Genomic DNA, 16,193 nt, shown 5'->3' with positions numbered 1-16,193 from the left:
GCCGAGTTGCGTACTTCGGCGGCTCCAGGAAGAAGGAGCTCGCCTTCGTGGCGTCCCACCGTCGACCCAAGCAGCCGAACCGCGCCCGTGTGACCGTCCTGACCGCCACGGCGGCCGCGGCCGTCGCCCTCTCCGCCCAGGGCGCCTCCGCCGCTCCGGCCAAGCCGGGCAAGGACGAGGTCAAGGCTCAGGTCGACGCGCTCTACGAAGAGGCGGAGCAGGCCACCGAGAAGTTCAACGGGGCCAAGGAGCGCCAGGAGAAGCTGGAGAAGGAGATCGGGCAGCTCCAGGACCAGGTCGCGCGCGGCCAGGGCGACCTCAACGAGCTGCGCAACGCGCTCGGTTCGATGGCCAGCGCCCAGTACCGCAACGGCGGCATCGACCAGTCCCTCGCCCTCTTCCTCTCCGCCGACCCCGACAGCTACCTCGACAAGGCCTCCAGCCTGGAGCACCTGAGCGGCAAGCAGGTCGAAGCGGTCCAGAAGATCCAGGCCAAGCAGCGCAGCCTCGCGCAGCAGCGCCAGGAGGCCTCGGGCAAGCTCGCCGACCTCGACGCCACCCGCAAGGAGCTCAGCGAGAAGAAGAAGGCCGCGCAGGACAAGCTCGGCGAGGCCCAGGCCCTGCTCAACACCCTGACCGCGCAGGAGCGTGCCGCGCTCAAGGACGAGGAGACGCGGGCCAGCCGCAGCGACAGCCAGCGCGTCGACCTCGGCAACGTGAAGGCCTCCGGCCGCGCCGGCGCCGCCCTGGAGGCGGCCAAGACCAAGCTGGGTTCCGCCTACGTCATGGGCGCCACCGGCCCCAGCGCGTACGACTGCTCCGGGCTCACCCAGTGGGCCTACAAGCAGGCCGGCGTCACCATCACCCGCACGACGTACACCCAGGCGGAGGAGGGCAGGCGCGTCAGCCGCAGCGAGCTCCAGCCCGGTGACCTGGTCTTCTTCTACGGAGATCTGCACCACGTCGGCCTGTACGCGGGCAACAACATGACGCTGCACGCCTCCAACCCGCGCGGCGGTGTCAAGTACGAGTCGATGGACAACATGCCGTTCCAGTTCGGCGTCCGCATCTGATCCCTCGCGGATCCGATCCCCCGCGAAGCCAGAGCCCCCGGCCGAAGGCGCGCCGTCCGCCGCCCATCCGGGCGAATTACAAGGCCGCGCCTCGACCGCACGCCCCGCCGGTGACCTGCGTCTCCTGCGGGGCGTCACTGTGCGTGCCCTCCCGCGGTCGTTGGCCGGTGCGTGGCCATGCGGTTACTGTCTGCCAGCGCGCAACCCGGCACACGGCCGTCCACGGGGGGCGGACCCGGGTCCCGCGCAGCGGAAGGGAGCGGTTTCACGTGGCGTCCCATCGCCGGCCCGGGCTCAGCGGCCTCGACCGGAACACGAAGGTCACCGTCCTCACCGCCGCGGCGGCCGGCGCCGCCGTCGCCATGACGGGCGCGCCCGCGGGCGCGGCCCCCGGCCTGCCCTACGAGCCCTCGGCCGGCGCCCGCGCCCAGGTCGACCGGCTCTTCGAGGAGGCCGAACAGGCCACCGAACAGTTCAACGAGGCGGGTGAGAAGGCCGACCGGCTCCGCGCCGAAGTCAGCCGGGCCCAGGACGCGGTGGCCCGCGGCCAGGACCGCATCAACACCATGCGGGGCGTCCTCGGTACCTTCGCCGGAGCCCAGTACCGCAGCGGCGGCCTCGACCCCACCGTCGGGCTGATGCTGTCCGAGAACCCCGACGACTACCTCGAACGGGCCGCCGTCCTGGACCGGCTCACCGGCCGCCAGGCCCGCCAGCTCGACGAACTGCGCGAGGAGCAGCGCCGCCTCGGCCAGGAACGCCGCGAGGCCTCCCGCAAGCTCGCCGAACTCGACGCGCTGCGCGCCGACGTGGCCAAGCACAAGCGCTCCGTCACCGCGAAGCTCGCGGCCGCCCGGCGGCTGCTCAACGCCATGCCGTCCGAGGAGCGGGCCGACTTCGAGCGGGCCTCGCGCTCCGGCGGCCGCGCCGACGCGCTGCCCGACCTTCCCTCGACGGGGCCGTCCTCGGGGCGCGCCGCGGCCGCGGTGATGGCGGCCCGGGCGGCGGTCGGCAAGCCCTACGTGTGGGGCTCCACCGGCCCCTCCGGCTTCGACTGTTCCGGGCTGATGGTGTGGTCGTACCGGCAGGCGGGCGTCGCCCTGCCGCGCACCTCGCAGGCCCAGCGGCACGCGGGACGCCAGGTCCCGCTGTCGCAGGCGCGGCCGGGCGACCTGGTGACGTACCGCTCGGACGCCAGCCACGTCGGCATGTACGTGGGCAACGGCCAGGTGGTGCACGCCCCGTACCCGGGGGCCCGGGTGCGGTACGACCCGGTCGGGATGATGCCGGTGTCCTCGGTGACCCGGCCCTGACCCTGGCGCCGGGCCGGGCCCCTGCTCTGATCCGGGCCCCGGCTCTGGCCCTGGCCCTGACTCTGGCCCTGACTCTGGCCCTGGCCCTGACCCGGGCGCGGACCGGCCCGGCCGGGCCCGTGCGTACGATCGGCTGATGCTCCCGGGTCCCCGTCCACCGCGCGTGCCGCCGCCGCTGCGCGTGCTGCCGCTCCTGCTGTGCCTCCTGCTGGCGGGGTGCGGCGGGCGGCCCCCGGCCGGCGCCGCCGAGCAGGACGTCCGGCGGGCGGTGGCCGACTGGTCCCGGGTGCCGCCCGAGCGGCTCGCCGGGATCCCGCTGGAGGACTGGGCCTACGAGGTCGCCTCGGTGCACCGGGACGGCGTACGGGCCTCCGTACAGGCCCGGCTGCGCTACCGGCTGGCCGGCTACGACGCGGCTCCCGCGGACTCGGAGCGCGCACTCGAACTGGCCCGGGACGACGGCACCTGGCGGGTCCGCTCCGACCGCCCGGCGCCCGGAGCCCTGCCGCAGCTGTGGGACCAGGGCGCGGTGACGGTGGTCCGGGGTGCGCACGCGCTGGTGCTGGGCTCCGCCGGCCAGGGGACGCTCGCCGAGGTGGCCGCCGAGGCAGACCGGGCCGTGCCCGCGGTGAGCGGGGCCTGGCCGCGGCCGTGGGCGGGCCGGGTGGTGGTGCTGGTCCCCGGTTCCCTGGAGCTGATGGCGCAGCTGCTGGGCCGGCCCGCCGAGGCCTACCGGGGCCTGGGCGCCGTCACCACCGGCCGGGTGGGCGCGGGCACCGGCCCCGCCGACCGGGTGGTCATCAACCCGGAGGGGTACGCCGAGCTGAGCGGGCCGGGCCGGCGGGTCGTCCTGACCCACGAGGTCACGCACGTGGCCACCCGGGCGGCGACCACCGCCACGACCCCGCTGTGGCTCTCCGAGGGCTTCGCGGACTGGGCGGCGTACCGCGGCACCTCCAGTACCCCGGAGCAGGCCGCCCCGGCGCTGGCCCGGGCGGTGCGCCGGGGCGAGCTGCCCGCCGGACTCCCCCCGGCGGAGGCCTTCGCCTTCGGCGGCGACCCGGACGCGGTGGCCCGGGCGTACGAGGGGGCCTGGCTGGCCTGCCGGCTGATCGCGGGGCGGTGGGGCGAGGCGGCGCTGGTCGACCTGTACGAACGGGCGGGCCGCGAGCCGTGGCCGACCGCGCTGGAGGAGGCCCTGGGCGTGGACCCGGCGGAGCTGACGAAGGCCTGGCAGGAGGAGCTGCGGGCAGAGCTGGGCTGAGGCCGTCCGGTACTGTCGGCAGGCGATGCACAAGACGCTGATCGTGACCAACGACTTCCCGCCGCGACCGGGCGGCATCCAGGCCTTCCTGCACAACATGGCGCTGCGGCTGGATCCCGACCGGATCGTCGTGTACGCCTCCACCTGGAAGCACAGTGCGGAGGGCCGCGAGGCCACCGCCGCCTTCGACGCCGAACAGCCCTTCCAGGTCGTGCGCGACCGTACGACGATGCTGCTGCCGACCCCGCGCGTGACGCGGCGGGCGGTGGGGCTGCTGCGCGAACACGGCTGCGAGTCCGTGTGGTTCGGGGCGGCGGCGCCGCTCGGGCTGATGGGCCCGGCGCTGCGCCGGGCGGGCGCCCGGCGGATCGTGGCGACCACGCACGGGCACGAGGCGGGCTGGGCCCAGCTGCCCGCGGCGCGCCAGTTGCTGCGGCGGATCGGCGAGGGCACCGACACGCTGACCTACCTGGGGGAGTACACCCGCTCGCGGATCGCCTCCGCCGTGACGGAGCGGGCGGCGGCGCGGATGGCGCAACTGCCGCCGGGGGTGGACGAGAAGACCTTCCACCCGGGCTCGGGCGGCGCGGAGGTCCGGGCCCGGCTCGGACTGACCGACCGGCCGGTGGTCGTCTGCGTCTCGCGGCTGGTGCCGCGCAAGGGGCAGGACACGCTGATCGAGGCGATGCCGCGGATCCTGGCGGCGGTGCCGGACGCGGTGCTGCTGATAGTGGGCGGCGGGCCGTACGAGGCGGACCTGCGGGCGCTCGCGACGGCGACGGGCGTCGCGGACTCGGTGGTCTTCACGGGAGCCGTCCCGTGGGCGGAACTGCCCGCCCACTACGGCGCGGGGGACGTCTTCGCGATGCCGTGCCGGACCCGGCGGGGCGGGCTGGACGTGGAGGGCCTCGGAATCGTCTACCTGGAGGCCTCGGCGACGGGGCTGCCGGTGGTCGCGGGCGACTCCGGCGGGGCGCCGGACGCGGTGCTGGACGGCGAGACGGGCTGGGTGGTGCGGGGCGGCGCCCCCGCGGACGCCGCCGAGCGGATCGTGGCCCTGCTGCTGGACCCCGAACTCCGCCGTCGGATGGGCGAACGGGGCCGGGCCTGGGTCGAGGAGAAGTGGCGCTGGGACCTGCTGGCGGAGCGGCTGCGCGAGCTGCTCTAGCCGCCTGGTGCGGCGCCGTTGCCGGGGGCTCCGCCCCCGGACCCCCGCGCCTCAAACGCCGGCGAGGCTGAGATTCGCCACTCCTGACTGTCTCTCAGATGCCTGACAGGACGGCGTCTGGCCGGAAGGTCGGATTCCGCCCATGATGCGGCCATGACACCAAATCTGACGCGCCGTCATGTCCTCGGACTGGCCGCCCTCCAGACCGCCGCCGCCCTCGGCTTCACCCGGATCGGCCTGGCCTCCGCCTCCGCCGCCGAGCCGGGCGCAGCCCACTACGCACCGGCGATCGTCGTCGGCTCCGGCTACGGTTCCGCCGTCGCCGCCCTGCGCCTGGGCCAGGCGGGCGTGCGTACCGTCGTCCTCGAAATGGGCCGGCTCTGGGACGGCCCCGGACCCGACGGCAAGGTCTTCCCCTCCACCTCGGCGCCCGACCACCGCTCCATGTGGTTCCGTACGCGTACCGAGGCCCCGCTCGCCCAGTTCCTCTGGCTCGACGTGGTCAACCGCGACATCAGCCCGTACCCCGGCGTCCTCGACCGCGTGAACTACGGCGACATGTCCGTGTACGTGGGGCGGGGGGTCGGGGGCGGATCGCTCGTCAACGGCGGCATGGCGCCGACACCCAGGCGCTCGTACTTCTCCGAGGTGCTGCCCCAGGTCGACGCCGACGAGATGTACGGCACCTACTTCCCCCGCGCCCGGGCCATGCTCGGGGTCAACGACATCGACCCGGCCTGGTTCGAGTCCACGCCCTGGTACCGCTTCGCCCGGGTCTCCCGCAAGCACGCCCAGAACACCGGCCTGAGGACCGTCTTCGTCCCCAACGTCTACGACTTCGCGTACATGAAGCGCGAGGCGGCCGGCACCGCGGTCAGGTCGGCGCTCGCGGGCGAGGTCATCTACGGCAACAACCACGGGAAGAAGAGCGTCGACAAGACCTACCTGGCGGCCGCCCTCGGCACCGGCAACGTCACCATCGAGACCATGCAGCGCGTGGTCGGCGTACGCCAGGACCCGGCCGGCGGGTACGTGCTGACCGTACGGACCAGCGATCTCTCCGGCCGGGTCACCCAGGTGCGCGAACTCGGCTGCAAGCAGCTCTTCCTCGGGGCGGGGAGCCTGGGGACGACCGAGATCCTGCTGCGGGCCCGCGAGACCGGGGCGCTGCCCGCGCTCAGCGAGAAGGTCGGGCTCGGCTGGGGGCCCAACGGCAACGTCATGACGGCCCGCGCCAACCACCTGTGGGACACCGTCGGCGCCGACCAGGCCACCATGCCCGCCCTGGGCATCGACGACTGGGACAACGCCGCGAACCCGGTCTTCGCCGAGATCGCCCCGCTGCCCATGGGCCTGGAGCACTGGATCTCGATGTACCTGGCCATCACCAGGAACCCGGAGCGCGGGCACTTCAGCTACGACTCCGCCACCGACTGCGCCCGCCTCAACTGGCGGCGGGACCAGAACACCCCCGCGGTCGCCGCGGCCAAGAACCTCTTCGACCGCATCAACCGGCGGAACTTCACCATCTACCGGTACGACCTCTTCGGCGGCAACCGGGCCTTCGCCGACAACTTCACGTACCACCCGCTGGGCGGCTGCGTCCTCGGCGAGGCCACCGACGCGTACGGCCGCGCCAAGGGCTACCAGGGCCTGTACGTGGTCGACGGCTCGCTGGTCCCCGGCTCGCTCGGCGTGAACCCGTTCGTGACGATCACCGCCCTCGCCGAGCGGAACATGGCGCGGGTCCTCGCCGAGGACCCGCGCTGACAGCGGCCTGCGGCCGCGGCGCGCCGGCCCGGCCGCCCGGTGGGGTCAGCCGCGGTAGAGCGCCTCGATCTCGTCCGCGAAGTCCTTCGCCACCACGTTGCGCTTCAGCTTCAGCGACGGCGTGATGTGGCCCGACTCCTCCGTGAACTGGGAGGGCAGAATGCGGAATTTCCGCACCGATTCCGCCTTGGAAACCGCCGCGTTGCCGTCGTCCACGGCCTTCTGGACCGCGGCGATCAGCTCCGCGTCCTCACGCAGCTCGGCCGCCGTGACACCGGCCGGCTTCCCGTGCTCCGCGGCCCAGCGGCCGAGGAACTCCTCGTCGATGGTGACCAGCGCGGCCACGAACGGCCGCCCGTCGCCCACCACCATGCACTCCGCGACCAGCGCGTGCGCCCGGATCCGGTCCTCGATCACGGCTGGCGCGACGTTCTTGCCGCCCGCGGTGACGATGAGTTCCTTCTTGCGCCCGGTGATCGTGAGGTAGCCGTCCTCGTCGAGGGTGCCGACGTCGCCGGTGTGGAACCAGCCGTCGGTCAGCGCCTCGGCGGTCGCCGTCTCGTTCTTCCAGTAGCCCGTGAAGATCTGCTCGCCGTGCAGCAGCACCTCGCCGTCGTCCGCGATGCGCACCACGGAGCCCGGCATGGGCTGGCCGACCGTACCGATCTTCTGCTTGTCCCACGGGTTGAAGGTGGTCGCCGCGCAGGACTCGGTCAGGCCGTAGCCCTCCAGCACCGTGAAGCCGATGCCGCGGAAGAAGTGCCCGAGCCGCTCGCCCAGCGGGGCGCCGCCGGAGATCGCGTACTCGCCGCGCCCGCCGAGGACGGCGTGCAGCTTGCTGTAGACCAGCTTCGTGAAGAGCTTGTGCTTGAGCTTCAGCCCGAAGGACGGGCCGCGCGGGGTGTCCAGCGCACGGCTGTACGCGATCGCCGTCTCGGCCGCGGCGTCGAAGATCTTGCCCTTGCCGTCGGCCTGCGCCTTGGCGCGCGCCGAGTTGTAGACCTTTTCGAAGACCCGCGGCACACCGAGGATCAGCGTGGGCCGGAAGGACTGGAGTTCGTCGGTGAGGTTCTTGATGTCCGGTACGCAGCCCAGCCGGATCGGCGCCAGGACGGCCGCGACCTCCACCAGACGCCCGAAGACGTGCGCGGCCGGCAGGAAGAGGAGCACCGAGCACTCGCCGGTCTTGAACAGCGGCTTCAGCCGCTCGACCGCGTTGCCGCACTCCGCGAAGAAGTTGCGGTGGCTCAGCACGCAGCCCTTGGGGCGGCCGGTGGTGCCGGAGGTGTAGACGATGGTCGCCGGGTCGTCGGCGCCCGCGAGGCTGCTGCGCTCGTCGAGCTCGGCGTCGGTGATCTTCTCGCCCGCGGCCTTCAGCGCGTCGAGGGCGCCCCGCTCGATCTCCCAGACCTCGCGCAGCTCCGGCAGGTTGTCCCGCAGGGCTTCCACGGCCGCGCCGTGCCCGGGGCTCTCGACGACCGCGGCGACGGAGCCCGAGTCGCCGAGGATCCACTGGATCTGCTCGGGGGAGCTGGTCTCGTACACGGGAACGGTGACGCCGCCCGCGCTCCAGATCGCGAAGTCGATCAGCACCCACTCGTAGCGGGTACGGGAGATCAGGGCGACCCGGTCGCCGGGCTGCACGCCGGCGGCCATCAGGCCCTTGGCCGCGGCCCGGACCTCGGCGAGGAACTCGGTCGCGGTCACGTCCTGCCAGCGGCCGTCGACCTTGCGGGCCATGACGGCCGTGTCGGGATGCTGAGCGGCGTTGCGGCGGATGAGATCCGTCAGGTTCCCGTCCGACGGGACCTCGTACAGGGCCGGAAGGCTGAACTCGCGCAAGACTGCTGCTCCTCTGGGCGCCATCGCCACCGTGTGGACCGACCGGACGTTACCCACCGGTAGTGGGTTCCGATAGAGGGAACCGGCCAGATGTTCCGTGCGTCACATGACGCGGCCCCACCGGAGCGACCCTAGTCGACCCGCTCCGGGACTCGGAAGTAACCGCAGGTCCGGACCGGTGGGGGGACCCGCTCTACCCGCCGGACCCAGGCGCCCCTAGGGTGTCGGCATGGGTGGCAGGAACAGGCGCACGCGAGTTCACGTCGTCAGCGACGTCCACGGCAACACCGAGGCCCTCGCCCGGGCCGGAGAGGGCGCCGACGCGCTCATCTGCCTCGGTGACCTGGTGCTCTTCCTCGACTACGCCGACCACTCGCGCGGGATCTTCCCCGACCTGTTCGGCGTCGAGAACGCCGACCGGATCGTCGAGCTGCGCACCGCGCGCCGCTTCGAGGAGGCCCGTGCCCTCGGCCGGGAGCTGTGGGCGGGGCTGGACCGGGAGCAGCTGATCGAGGGCGCGGTACGCCGCCAGTACGCCCAGATGTTCGCCGCCTTCCCCACCCCTACGTACGCCACCTACGGCAATGTCGACATCCCGGGGCTGTGGCCGGAATACGCCGCCCGCCCCGGCCTCACCGTCCTCGACGGCCAGCGCACCGAGATCGGCGGCCTGGTCTTCGGCTTCGTGGGCGGCGGGCTGCCCTCGCCGATGCGCACCCCCTACGAGGTGGACGTGGAGGAGTACGCCGCCAAGGTCGAGGCGCTCGGCGAGGTGGACGTCCTGTGCTCGCACATCCCGCCGGAGGTGCCCGAGCTCTGCTACGACACGGTCGCGCGCCGCTTCGAACGGGGCAGCGAGGCCCTGCTGGCCGCCATCCGCCGCACCCGCCCCCGCTACGCCCTCTTCGGGCACGTGCACCAGCCGCTGGCACAGCGGATGCGGATCGGGGGCACGGAGTGCGTGAACGTCGGGCACTTCGCGGCGACCGGAAGGCCCTGGGCCCTGGAGTGGTGAGCTCCGCACGCACGGTAGCCTTCGAGCGGCGGCCGGAGGCCGCACACTTCCTCGAACACTCCCCGGAGGAGCGACCGCGATGGCGGAACACACCAGCTCAAGCATCACGATCGAGGCTGCGCCGGCCGACGTGATGGCCGTGATCGCCGACTTCGCCCGCTACCCCGAGTGGACCGGTGAGGTGAAGGAGGCCGAGGTACTGGCCACCGACGCCGAGGGCCGCGCCGAGAAGGTACGGCTGCTGCTCGACGCGGGCGCGATCAAGGACGACCACACCCTCGCCTACACCTGGAAGGGCGCGGACGAGGTCAGCTGGACCCTGGACAAGTCGCAGATGCTGCGCCAGCTGGACGGTTCGTACCGGCTGGCTCCGCTGGAAGGCGGCAAGCGCACCGAGGTCACCTACCAGCTGACCGTGGACGTCAAGATCCCGATGCTCGGCATGATCAAGCGCAAGGCCGAGAAGGTCATCATCGACCGTGCTCTGGCGGGCCTGAAGAAGCGCGTGGAATCGACCCGCTGATCCCGAGCCCTGGCGGCCGAGCCGCCTGAGCCCGGCATCCTGAGCCCGAGCCTGAGCTGCCCGAGCTACCCGAGCGCCCGGGCCCTGGCCGCCTGAGCCCGGGCCGCCCGGGCCCGATTCCGATCCGGAGCACGCGCACCCCATGCACACCCTGCTGATCACCGGCCCCGGCGGGGCCGGGCGGACCACCGTGGCCGCGGCCACCGCCCTCGCCGCCGCGCGGGACGGGCGGCGCGTGCTGCTGCTGTCCGGCGACCCCGGCGATCCGCTGGCCGCCCTCGTCGGCGCGCCGGTGGGGGAGTCCGCCGAGGTCGTGCACGGGCTGCGGGCCGTACCGGTGGCCGGCGGGTTCCGGGTGGCCCGGGTGGACTCCGGTGAGGAGTTCCGCGAGGAGTTCGTCGCCCTCCAGGAGCGCGGCTCCGCCCTCCTCGGCATGCTCGGGGCCCGGCCGCTCGGAGCCGAGGAGCTCACCGAACTGCCCGGCGCCGAGCAGTTCGCCCTGCTGCGCGCCCTGCGCCGGGCCGCCGCCGCGCCCGCGACCGACCTGGTCGTCGTCGACCTGCCCCCGCTCCACCAGGCCGTCGCCACCCTGGCCCTGCCCGCCCAGCTGCGCCGCTACCTCGCCCGGCTGCTGCCCGCCGAACGGCAGGCGGCCCGCGCCCTGCGGCCCGTACTGGCCCAGCTGGCCGGGGTGCCCATGCCCGCGCAGTGGCTCTACGAGGCCGCCGCCCGCTGGGACGAGGAGCTCGCCGCCGTCCAGGCGGTCGTCGGAGCCGACACCACCCGGGTCCGGCTGGTCGCCGAGCCCGGGCCGGCCGCCCACGCCGCCCTGCGCGCCGGGGTGCTCGGGCTCGCCCTGCACGAGCTGGGCGTCGCGGACCTGGTCGCCAACCGGCTCGTACCGCGGGACTGCGCGGACCCCTGGGCCAAGTCGGTCGCCGCCCAGCAGCTCGCCTTCCTGGAGGACTGGGGCCAGGACGTCACGACCCTGGAGCTCCCGCACCTCGGCCGTGACCCGCAGGGGCCCGGGGACCTCGCGGAGCTGACCGGCCCCGACACGGGCCCCACCCTCACCCCCGGCAGCCCCGGCCGGCGCCGGCCCTGGCCCGTCGAGGACCGGCTCGCCGAGGACGGGGTGCTCGTCTGGGCCGTCCGCCTGCCGCACGCCCGCAAGAGCGACCTCGACCTGATCCGCCGCGGCGACGAGCTGCTGCTGACGGCGGGCCCGTACCGCAGGATCGTTCCGCTGCCCTCGGCGCTGCGCCGCTGCACGGTCTCCGGGGCGGCCCTGGCCGACGACGTGCTCCGCATCCGCTTCACCCCCGACCCGGGACTGTGGCCCCGTACGTCCTAAAGGGGTGACCTGCGGGTCAGGCCGGGCTCAGTCCGACCGGCAGGTCACCCCCGTCGCCGTACCGCCGTTCGGGTACCGTCGAAGGTAGTCCGTTACGCACGCTCCGCACCCGCCGCAGGAGAGTCCGCCATGAGCGAGGCCACCGACCGCCCCACCGACGACGACGCCTGGGCCAGGGCCTGCGCCGAGGACCTCGCCGCCGAGAAGGAGCGCCTGCGCGGGCAGGGCGGTGCCCAGCAGACCGGGACCGCCGCCGAGGAACTGTTCAAGCTGTTCGAAGCCGTCGCCGACAAGGTCTCCGGGCTGAACAACCCGCTCCTGGGCGGCGCCGCCCAGGGCGCCGTACGGCAGTTCGTCAACCAGGCGAAGACCGCCGCCAAGCCCGTCATCGAGCGCAATCCCGAGGTCTTCGACCACCTCGCGACCGCCGGCTCCGAGCTGCTCGCCGCCTACCGTTCGGCCGTCGAGGGCCACGAGCGCCGCTGGACCCGCGACACGCCGCCCGGCCAGCGCCGACCGGACCAGCCGTCCGCCGACCGCGACCCCCGCGACGAGGGCCCGGACGACGGCCCGGGCGAGCGGATCGATCTCGACTGAACGGACCTCGCCCTCGGGTACGGTTGGCCGTGGCGGGGTTTGACCGGAAACCGAGGGACTAATGGGACTCACCATCGGCGTCGACATCGGCGGCACGAAGATCGCGGCCGGCGTGGTCGACGAAGAGGGCACCATCCTTGAGACGTACAAGGTGCCCACCCCGCCGACCGCGGACGGAGTGACGGACGCGATCTGCGCCGCCGTCTCCGAAGTCAGCAGCAACCACACCATCGACGCCGTCGGCATCGGCGCCGCCGGATACGTGGACGACAAGCGCGCGACCGTACTCTTCGCGCCGAACATCAACTGGCGGCACGAACCGCTCAAGGACAAGGTCGAGCAGCGCATCGGCCTGCCGGTCGTCGTCGAGAACGACGCGAACTGCGCGGCCTGGGGCGAGTACCGCTTCGGCGCCGGCCAGGGCCACGAGGACGTCATCTGCATCACGCTCGGCACCGGCCTGGGCGGCGGCATCATCATCGGCAACAAGCTGCGGCGCGGCCGCTTCGGCGTCGCCGCCGAGTTCGGCCACATCCGCGTCGTCCCCGACGGCCTGCTGTGCGGATGCGGCAGCCAGGGCTGCTGGGAGCAGTACGCCTCCGGGCGCGCGCTCGTCCGGTACGCGAAGCAGCGCGCCAACGCCACCCCGGAGAACGCGACGGTCCTGCTGTCCCTCGGCGACGGCACCCCCGAGGGCATCGAGGGCAAGCACATCAGCCAGGCCGCCCGGCAGGGCGACCTGGTGGCCATCGACGCCTTCCGCGAGCTGGCCCGCTGGGCCGGCGCGGGCCTCGCCGACCTGGCCTCGCTCTTCGACCCGTCCGCGTTCATCGTCGGCGGCGGGGTCTCCGACGAGGGCGACCTCGTCCTCGACCCGATCCGCAAGTCCTTCAAGCGCTGGCTGGTCGGCGGCGCGTGGCGGCCGCACGCCCAGGTCCTCGCCGCACAGCTCGGCGGCAAGGCCGGACTCGTCGGCGCGGCCGACCTGGCCCGCCAGGGCTGAGCCGCCCCGCCCCACGGTGACTGCCCGCCGCGCCCCTTGGGGGTGCGGCGGGCAGCTGCGTATGTTGCGGGCATGGACCAGCTGCTGCCTTCGCTGCCGAAGTCTCTGACGGAGCCCGACGGTTCTGCCGTGATCCGGGTGCTCAGCTACAACATCCGCTCCCTGCGCGACGACGAGGAGGCGCTGGCCCGGGTGATCCGGGCCTGCGCGCCGGACCTGGTGTGCGTACAGGAGGCGCCGCGGTTCTTCCGGTGGCGCAAACACGCGGCGCGGCTCGCCCGGAAGAGCGGCCTCGTGGTGCTCGGCGGGGGCGCGACGGCGGCCGGGCCGCTGCTGCTGTGCTCGCTGCGGGCCACCGTGGAGCGGACCGAGGACGTACTGCTGCCCCGCACCCCCGGCCTGCACCGGCGCGGCTTCGCCACGGCCGTGGTCCGCTTCGGGGCGGCCCGGACCGGGGTGGTCAGCGCCCACCTGTCGCTCCAGCGCGAGGAGCGCCGGGCCCAGGCCGGGATGCTGCTGGAGCGCCTCGCCGCGCTGGAGGTCCCGTACGCGGTCGCCGCGGGCGATCTGAACGAGGGCCCGGACGGCCCGGCCTTCGGCCGGCTGGCCGCCGAACTCCAGGACTGCCGGGAGGTGGCGCCGTGGGGCGGCGGGCCGACGTTTCCCGTGGGGGCGGCCGACCGGCGCATCGACGCGGTGTTCGCGACGGGGGGCGTGGAGGTGCTGGGCTGCGGGGTCCCCGTGGGACTGCCCGGGGTCACGGCCGCGGATCTGCGGGCGGCGACGGATCACCTGCCGGTGTTGGCCGCCCTGCGGGTGCCGGCTGCGCCGTAGCCGTGCCGTGAGGTCCGGGTGTGGCGCCGTTGCCGGGCCTCCGCCCCCGGACCCCCGCTGCTCAAACGCCGGAGGGGCTGGAACAGAAACGCCGGAGGGGCTGGAATTGCCCTGCGGGCAAACCCAGCCCCTCACGTAAAAGTCAGACGACTGCGCCGCGGCCCGGGTCGTCGTCCTCGTCGTCGTCGTGTGCCATGCGGCCCACCAGCGTCGCGAAGCCGCCGAGGAAGCCGCCGATGCCCAGCGTCGTCAGCCACCAGGTCATGTCCCACTGGAGGAGGACCGCCAGGAGCAGCAGCACCGGGCCGCCGACCACCGCCAGCCAGGCGAACTTGGCCGTCACGTCCGCGGGCGGGAGCTCGGGCTCAGGGGGGACGAAGTGGCCCTCCTCCTCCGGCGTCAGGTCGTCTTCCTTCGGCTCCGCGAGGGAGTGGTCCCGGGGGCCCGCTCCGCCGACGCCCGGGGCGAAGGTCACCGAGCTGCCCAGTGCCACGGGCGGCGCGGGCTCCTCCGGCTCCGCTTCGGGGTCCTGCCCGGCCTTCGGCTCGGGCTCGGGCTCGGGCTTCGGGTCCGGTGGCAAGGGCTTGACGTCTTCCTCGGGCAGCAGCAGGTTCTCGATCGGCTTGAACGGCCGCGCGCCGGGCGGGTCCGGCGGTTCCTGCCCGTACCCGGCGACGATCGCCGCCCACGCCGCTTCCTCGTCGAGCGGCGGCACCCCGCCCGGCTGCTCCTCGTGCTCAGCCACCGGCCTCCGCCCCCTCCCTGCCCACGCTCTCCGCCAGTCGGCCGACGAACGCATAGCTGTCCGCGAAGATCCGCTCCGCGTCATGGTCCAACGTCGCGACGTGGTAGCTCTGTTCCAGCAGGGTCTCGGTGACGTCCGTGGAGGAGACCCGGGCGAGGATCCGCGCCGAGTCCGCCGGCGGTACGACGTGGTCCTGCGGGCTGTGCAGCAGCAGCACCGGCTGCGTGACCTGCGGCAGCTCGGCGTCCACGAGCTGGAAGAACTTGCGCAGCGAGTGCGCGGCCCGGGTCGGGACGCGGTCGTACCCGACCTCCTCCGAGCCCGGCTTCGCGATGTCGCTGGCGATGCCCGCGGTGGACCGGATGAAGTGCTGGGCCACCGGAAGGGCGAAGGCCAGCGGGTCGTGCACCTTGTTGGCCGGGTTGACGAGCACGATGCCGCTGATCGCGTCCCCGTGCTTGGACGCCAGCCGCAGCGTCAGGGCGCCGCCCATCGAGAGCCCGAAGACGAAGACCTGCTCACACCGGTCGAGCAGCTCCCGCAGCGCACGGTCCACCTCGGCGTACCAGTCCTGCCAGCCCGTGAGCTGCATGTCCTGCCAGCGCGTCCCGTGCCCGGGCAGCAGCGGCAGGGACACCGTCAGTCCGCGCTCGGCGAGGTACTCGGCCCAGGGGCGCAGCGACTGCGGGGAACCGGTGAAGCCGTGGCAGAGGAGGACACCGACCTCACCGCCCTCGTGGCGGAACGGCTCGGCTCCAGGGAGGACGGGCACCAGGATCTCCTTGGTCATGAGGGTTGGTGGGTGCGTTGCTCTGTGTGACTTCACCGTACGCGACGGGGATGACACCGACCAGGGTCGTCGGGCCGCTGCACGGGGAGCCACGGGTTAAGGTCTGTTCGACAGACACAGGAAGGCTTTCGAGTTGATCTACGGCGCAATGAAGTTCTCGATCGGCGGTTCCCTGAAGCTCGCCTTCAGGCCGTGGGTGGAGGGCCTCGAGAACATTCCCGCGGAGGGGCCGGCGATCCTCGCGAGCAACCACCTGTCCTTCTCCGACTCCTTCTTCCTGCCGGCGGTGCTGGACCGGAAGGTCACCTTCATCGCGAAGGCGGAGTACTTCACCTCCCCAGGGGTCAAGGGCAAGCTGACGGCTGCCTTCTTCAAGGGCGTCGGCCAGCTCCCGGTGGACCGCTCCGGTGCGCGCGGGGCCGGTGAGGCCGCGATCAAGAGCGGCATCGAGGTCATCGAGCGCGGGGAGCTGTTCGGTATTTACCCCGAGGGGACGCGTTCACCCGACGGCAGGCTGTACCGGGGCAAGCCCGGCGGTCTGGCCCGGGTGGCGCTGGCCACCGGCGCGCCCGTGATCCCCGTGGCGATGATCGACACGGAGAAGATCCAGCCGCCCGGCAAGGTGGTCCCCAAGCTGATGCGCCCGGGCATCCGGATCGGCAAGCCGCTGGACTTCAGCCGCTACCACGGCATGGACAGCGACCGGTTCATCCTCCGCTCGGTGACCGACGAGGTCATGTACGAGATCATGAAGCTGTCCGGCCAGGAGTACGTCGACATCTACGCGACGGCCGCGAAGCGCCAGATCGCCGACGCCGAGAAGGCGGCCAAGAACGAGAAGGCCGACAAGGCCGACAAGGCGGACCGGAGCGCCGGGTAGCGCGGGCGGAACCGCCCGCGGG

At 73.4% G+C, this 16,193-nt stretch carries 15 protein-coding genes; 12 read left to right on the top strand and 3 right to left on the bottom strand.

Annotated elements, in window-relative coordinates; all coding sequences use genetic code 11:
• Window positions 1-47 precede the first annotated feature (47 nt).
• From AB0D94_RS10160 to AB0D94_RS10140, 5 genes are all read left to right on the top strand, one after another.
• Window positions 48-1,073, top strand: coding sequence for an NlpC/P60 family protein (locus tag AB0D94_RS10160; RefSeq protein WP_362048485.1), 1,026 nt, complete (start codon window positions 48-50; stop codon window positions 1,071-1,073).
• Between the two features lie 269 nt (window positions 1,074-1,342).
• Window positions 1,343-2,386: an NlpC/P60 family protein gene (locus tag AB0D94_RS10155; protein WP_362048482.1), complete on the top strand. Its 1,044-nt coding sequence runs from the start codon at window positions 1,343-1,345 to the stop codon at window positions 2,384-2,386.
• A 136-nt stretch (window positions 2,387-2,522) separates the two neighbouring features.
• Window positions 2,523-3,650, top strand: a complete 1,128-nt coding sequence (locus tag AB0D94_RS10150; RefSeq protein ID WP_362048479.1) for a hypothetical protein — start codon at window positions 2,523-2,525, stop codon at window positions 3,648-3,650.
• Between the two features lie 25 nt (window positions 3,651-3,675).
• The gene (locus tag AB0D94_RS10145) at window positions 3,676-4,818 is read left to right on the top strand and encodes a glycosyltransferase family 4 protein (RefSeq protein WP_362048476.1); all 1,143 of its coding nucleotides are present in this window, start codon (window positions 3,676-3,678) and stop codon (window positions 4,816-4,818) included.
• 153 nt (window positions 4,819-4,971) lie between these two features.
• Entirely contained in the window at window positions 4,972-6,588 is a 1,617-nt protein-coding gene (locus AB0D94_RS10140; RefSeq protein WP_362048473.1) for a GMC oxidoreductase, read from the top strand.
• Between the two features lie 45 nt (window positions 6,589-6,633).
• Here the strand turns inward: AB0D94_RS10140 and AB0D94_RS10135 are convergent, their stop codons facing one another.
• A complete protein-coding gene (locus AB0D94_RS10135; protein WP_362048470.1) occupies window positions 6,634-8,430 on the bottom strand; it encodes an AMP-dependent synthetase/ligase in 1,797 nt (598 codons plus the stop codon).
• Window positions 8,431-8,659: 229 nt separating this feature from the next.
• On the opposite strand from AB0D94_RS10135, the gene AB0D94_RS10130 reads away from it, so the two are divergent.
• The 6 genes from AB0D94_RS10130 (at window position 8,660) to AB0D94_RS10105 (ending at window position 13,756) form a co-directional block, all read left to right on the top strand.
• Window positions 8,660-9,445 (top strand): metallophosphoesterase, encoded by a 786-nt coding sequence (locus AB0D94_RS10130; protein WP_362048467.1) that lies wholly within the window; start codon window positions 8,660-8,662, stop codon window positions 9,443-9,445.
• Between the two features lie 79 nt (window positions 9,446-9,524).
• Complete coding sequence (locus AB0D94_RS10125; protein WP_362048464.1) at window positions 9,525-9,968, top strand: SRPBCC family protein; 444 nt, start codon at window positions 9,525-9,527, stop codon at window positions 9,966-9,968.
• 142 nt (window positions 9,969-10,110) lie between these two features.
• Window positions 10,111-11,322, top strand: a complete 1,212-nt coding sequence (locus tag AB0D94_RS10120; protein WP_362048461.1) for an ArsA-related P-loop ATPase — start codon at window positions 10,111-10,113, stop codon at window positions 11,320-11,322.
• A 129-nt stretch (window positions 11,323-11,451) separates the two neighbouring features.
• Window positions 11,452-11,919 (top strand): DUF5304 domain-containing protein, encoded by a 468-nt coding sequence (locus tag AB0D94_RS10115; RefSeq protein ID WP_362048458.1) that lies wholly within the window; start codon window positions 11,452-11,454, stop codon window positions 11,917-11,919.
• 61 nt (window positions 11,920-11,980) lie between these two features.
• Window positions 11,981-12,922 carry an ROK family glucokinase gene (locus AB0D94_RS10110; RefSeq protein ID WP_362048455.1) on the top strand — a complete coding sequence of 314 codons (942 nt, stop codon included), beginning with the start codon at window positions 11,981-11,983 and terminating at the stop codon, window positions 12,920-12,922.
• A 72-nt stretch (window positions 12,923-12,994) separates the two neighbouring features.
• Window positions 12,995-13,756, top strand: coding sequence for an endonuclease/exonuclease/phosphatase family protein (locus AB0D94_RS10105; RefSeq protein ID WP_362048452.1), 762 nt, complete (start codon window positions 12,995-12,997; stop codon window positions 13,754-13,756).
• 142 nt (window positions 13,757-13,898) lie between these two features.
• Here AB0D94_RS10105 and AB0D94_RS10100 read toward each other — a convergent pair whose 3' ends face one another.
• On the bottom strand, window positions 13,899-14,501 hold the full coding sequence (locus AB0D94_RS10100; protein WP_362048449.1) for a hypothetical protein: 603 nt from the start codon (window positions 14,499-14,501) through the stop codon (window positions 13,899-13,901).
• Window positions 14,494-15,273, bottom strand: coding sequence for an alpha/beta fold hydrolase (locus AB0D94_RS10095; protein ID WP_362048632.1), 780 nt, complete (start codon window positions 15,271-15,273; stop codon window positions 14,494-14,496). Before AB0D94_RS10095 ends, AB0D94_RS10100 begins: the two co-directional genes overlap by 8 nt.
• Window positions 15,274-15,439: 166 nt before the next feature.
• Here AB0D94_RS10095 and AB0D94_RS10090 point away from each other — a divergent pair, with 166 nt between their 5' ends.
• Complete coding sequence (locus AB0D94_RS10090; RefSeq protein WP_362048629.1) at window positions 15,440-16,171, top strand: lysophospholipid acyltransferase family protein; 732 nt, start codon at window positions 15,440-15,442, stop codon at window positions 16,169-16,171.
• The last annotated feature ends 22 nt before the right edge of the window (window positions 16,172-16,193 follow it).

This window comes from Streptomyces sp. NPDC048255 (genome assembly GCF_040652415.1).
GTDB lineage: Bacteria > Actinomycetota > Actinomycetes > Streptomycetales > Streptomycetaceae > Streptomyces.
This window is presented reverse-complemented; position numbering and strand designations above follow the sequence as displayed.

Coding starts and splice junctions, on each gene's coding strand:
- AB0D94_RS10105 (WP_362048452.1), top strand. CDS start 12,995: ATGGACCAGCTGCTGCCTTCGCTGCCGAAGTCTCTGACGGAGCCCGAC.
- AB0D94_RS10130 (WP_362048467.1), top strand. CDS start 8,660: ATGGGTGGCAGGAACAGGCGCACGCGAGTTCACGTCGTCAGCGACGTC.
- AB0D94_RS10115 (WP_362048458.1), top strand. CDS start 11,452: ATGAGCGAGGCCACCGACCGCCCCACCGACGACGACGCCTGGGCCAGG.
- AB0D94_RS10145 (WP_362048476.1), top strand. CDS start 3,676: ATGCACAAGACGCTGATCGTGACCAACGACTTCCCGCCGCGACCGGGC.
- AB0D94_RS10140 (WP_362048473.1), top strand. CDS start 4,972: ATGACACCAAATCTGACGCGCCGTCATGTCCTCGGACTGGCCGCCCTC.
- AB0D94_RS10150 (WP_362048479.1), top strand. CDS start 2,523: ATGCTCCCGGGTCCCCGTCCACCGCGCGTGCCGCCGCCGCTGCGCGTG.
- AB0D94_RS10120 (WP_362048461.1), top strand. CDS start 10,111: ATGCACACCCTGCTGATCACCGGCCCCGGCGGGGCCGGGCGGACCACC.
- AB0D94_RS10125 (WP_362048464.1), top strand. CDS start 9,525: ATGGCGGAACACACCAGCTCAAGCATCACGATCGAGGCTGCGCCGGCC.
- AB0D94_RS10090 (WP_362048629.1), top strand. CDS start 15,440: ATGAAGTTCTCGATCGGCGGTTCCCTGAAGCTCGCCTTCAGGCCGTGG.
- AB0D94_RS10110 (WP_362048455.1), top strand. CDS start 11,981: ATGGGACTCACCATCGGCGTCGACATCGGCGGCACGAAGATCGCGGCC.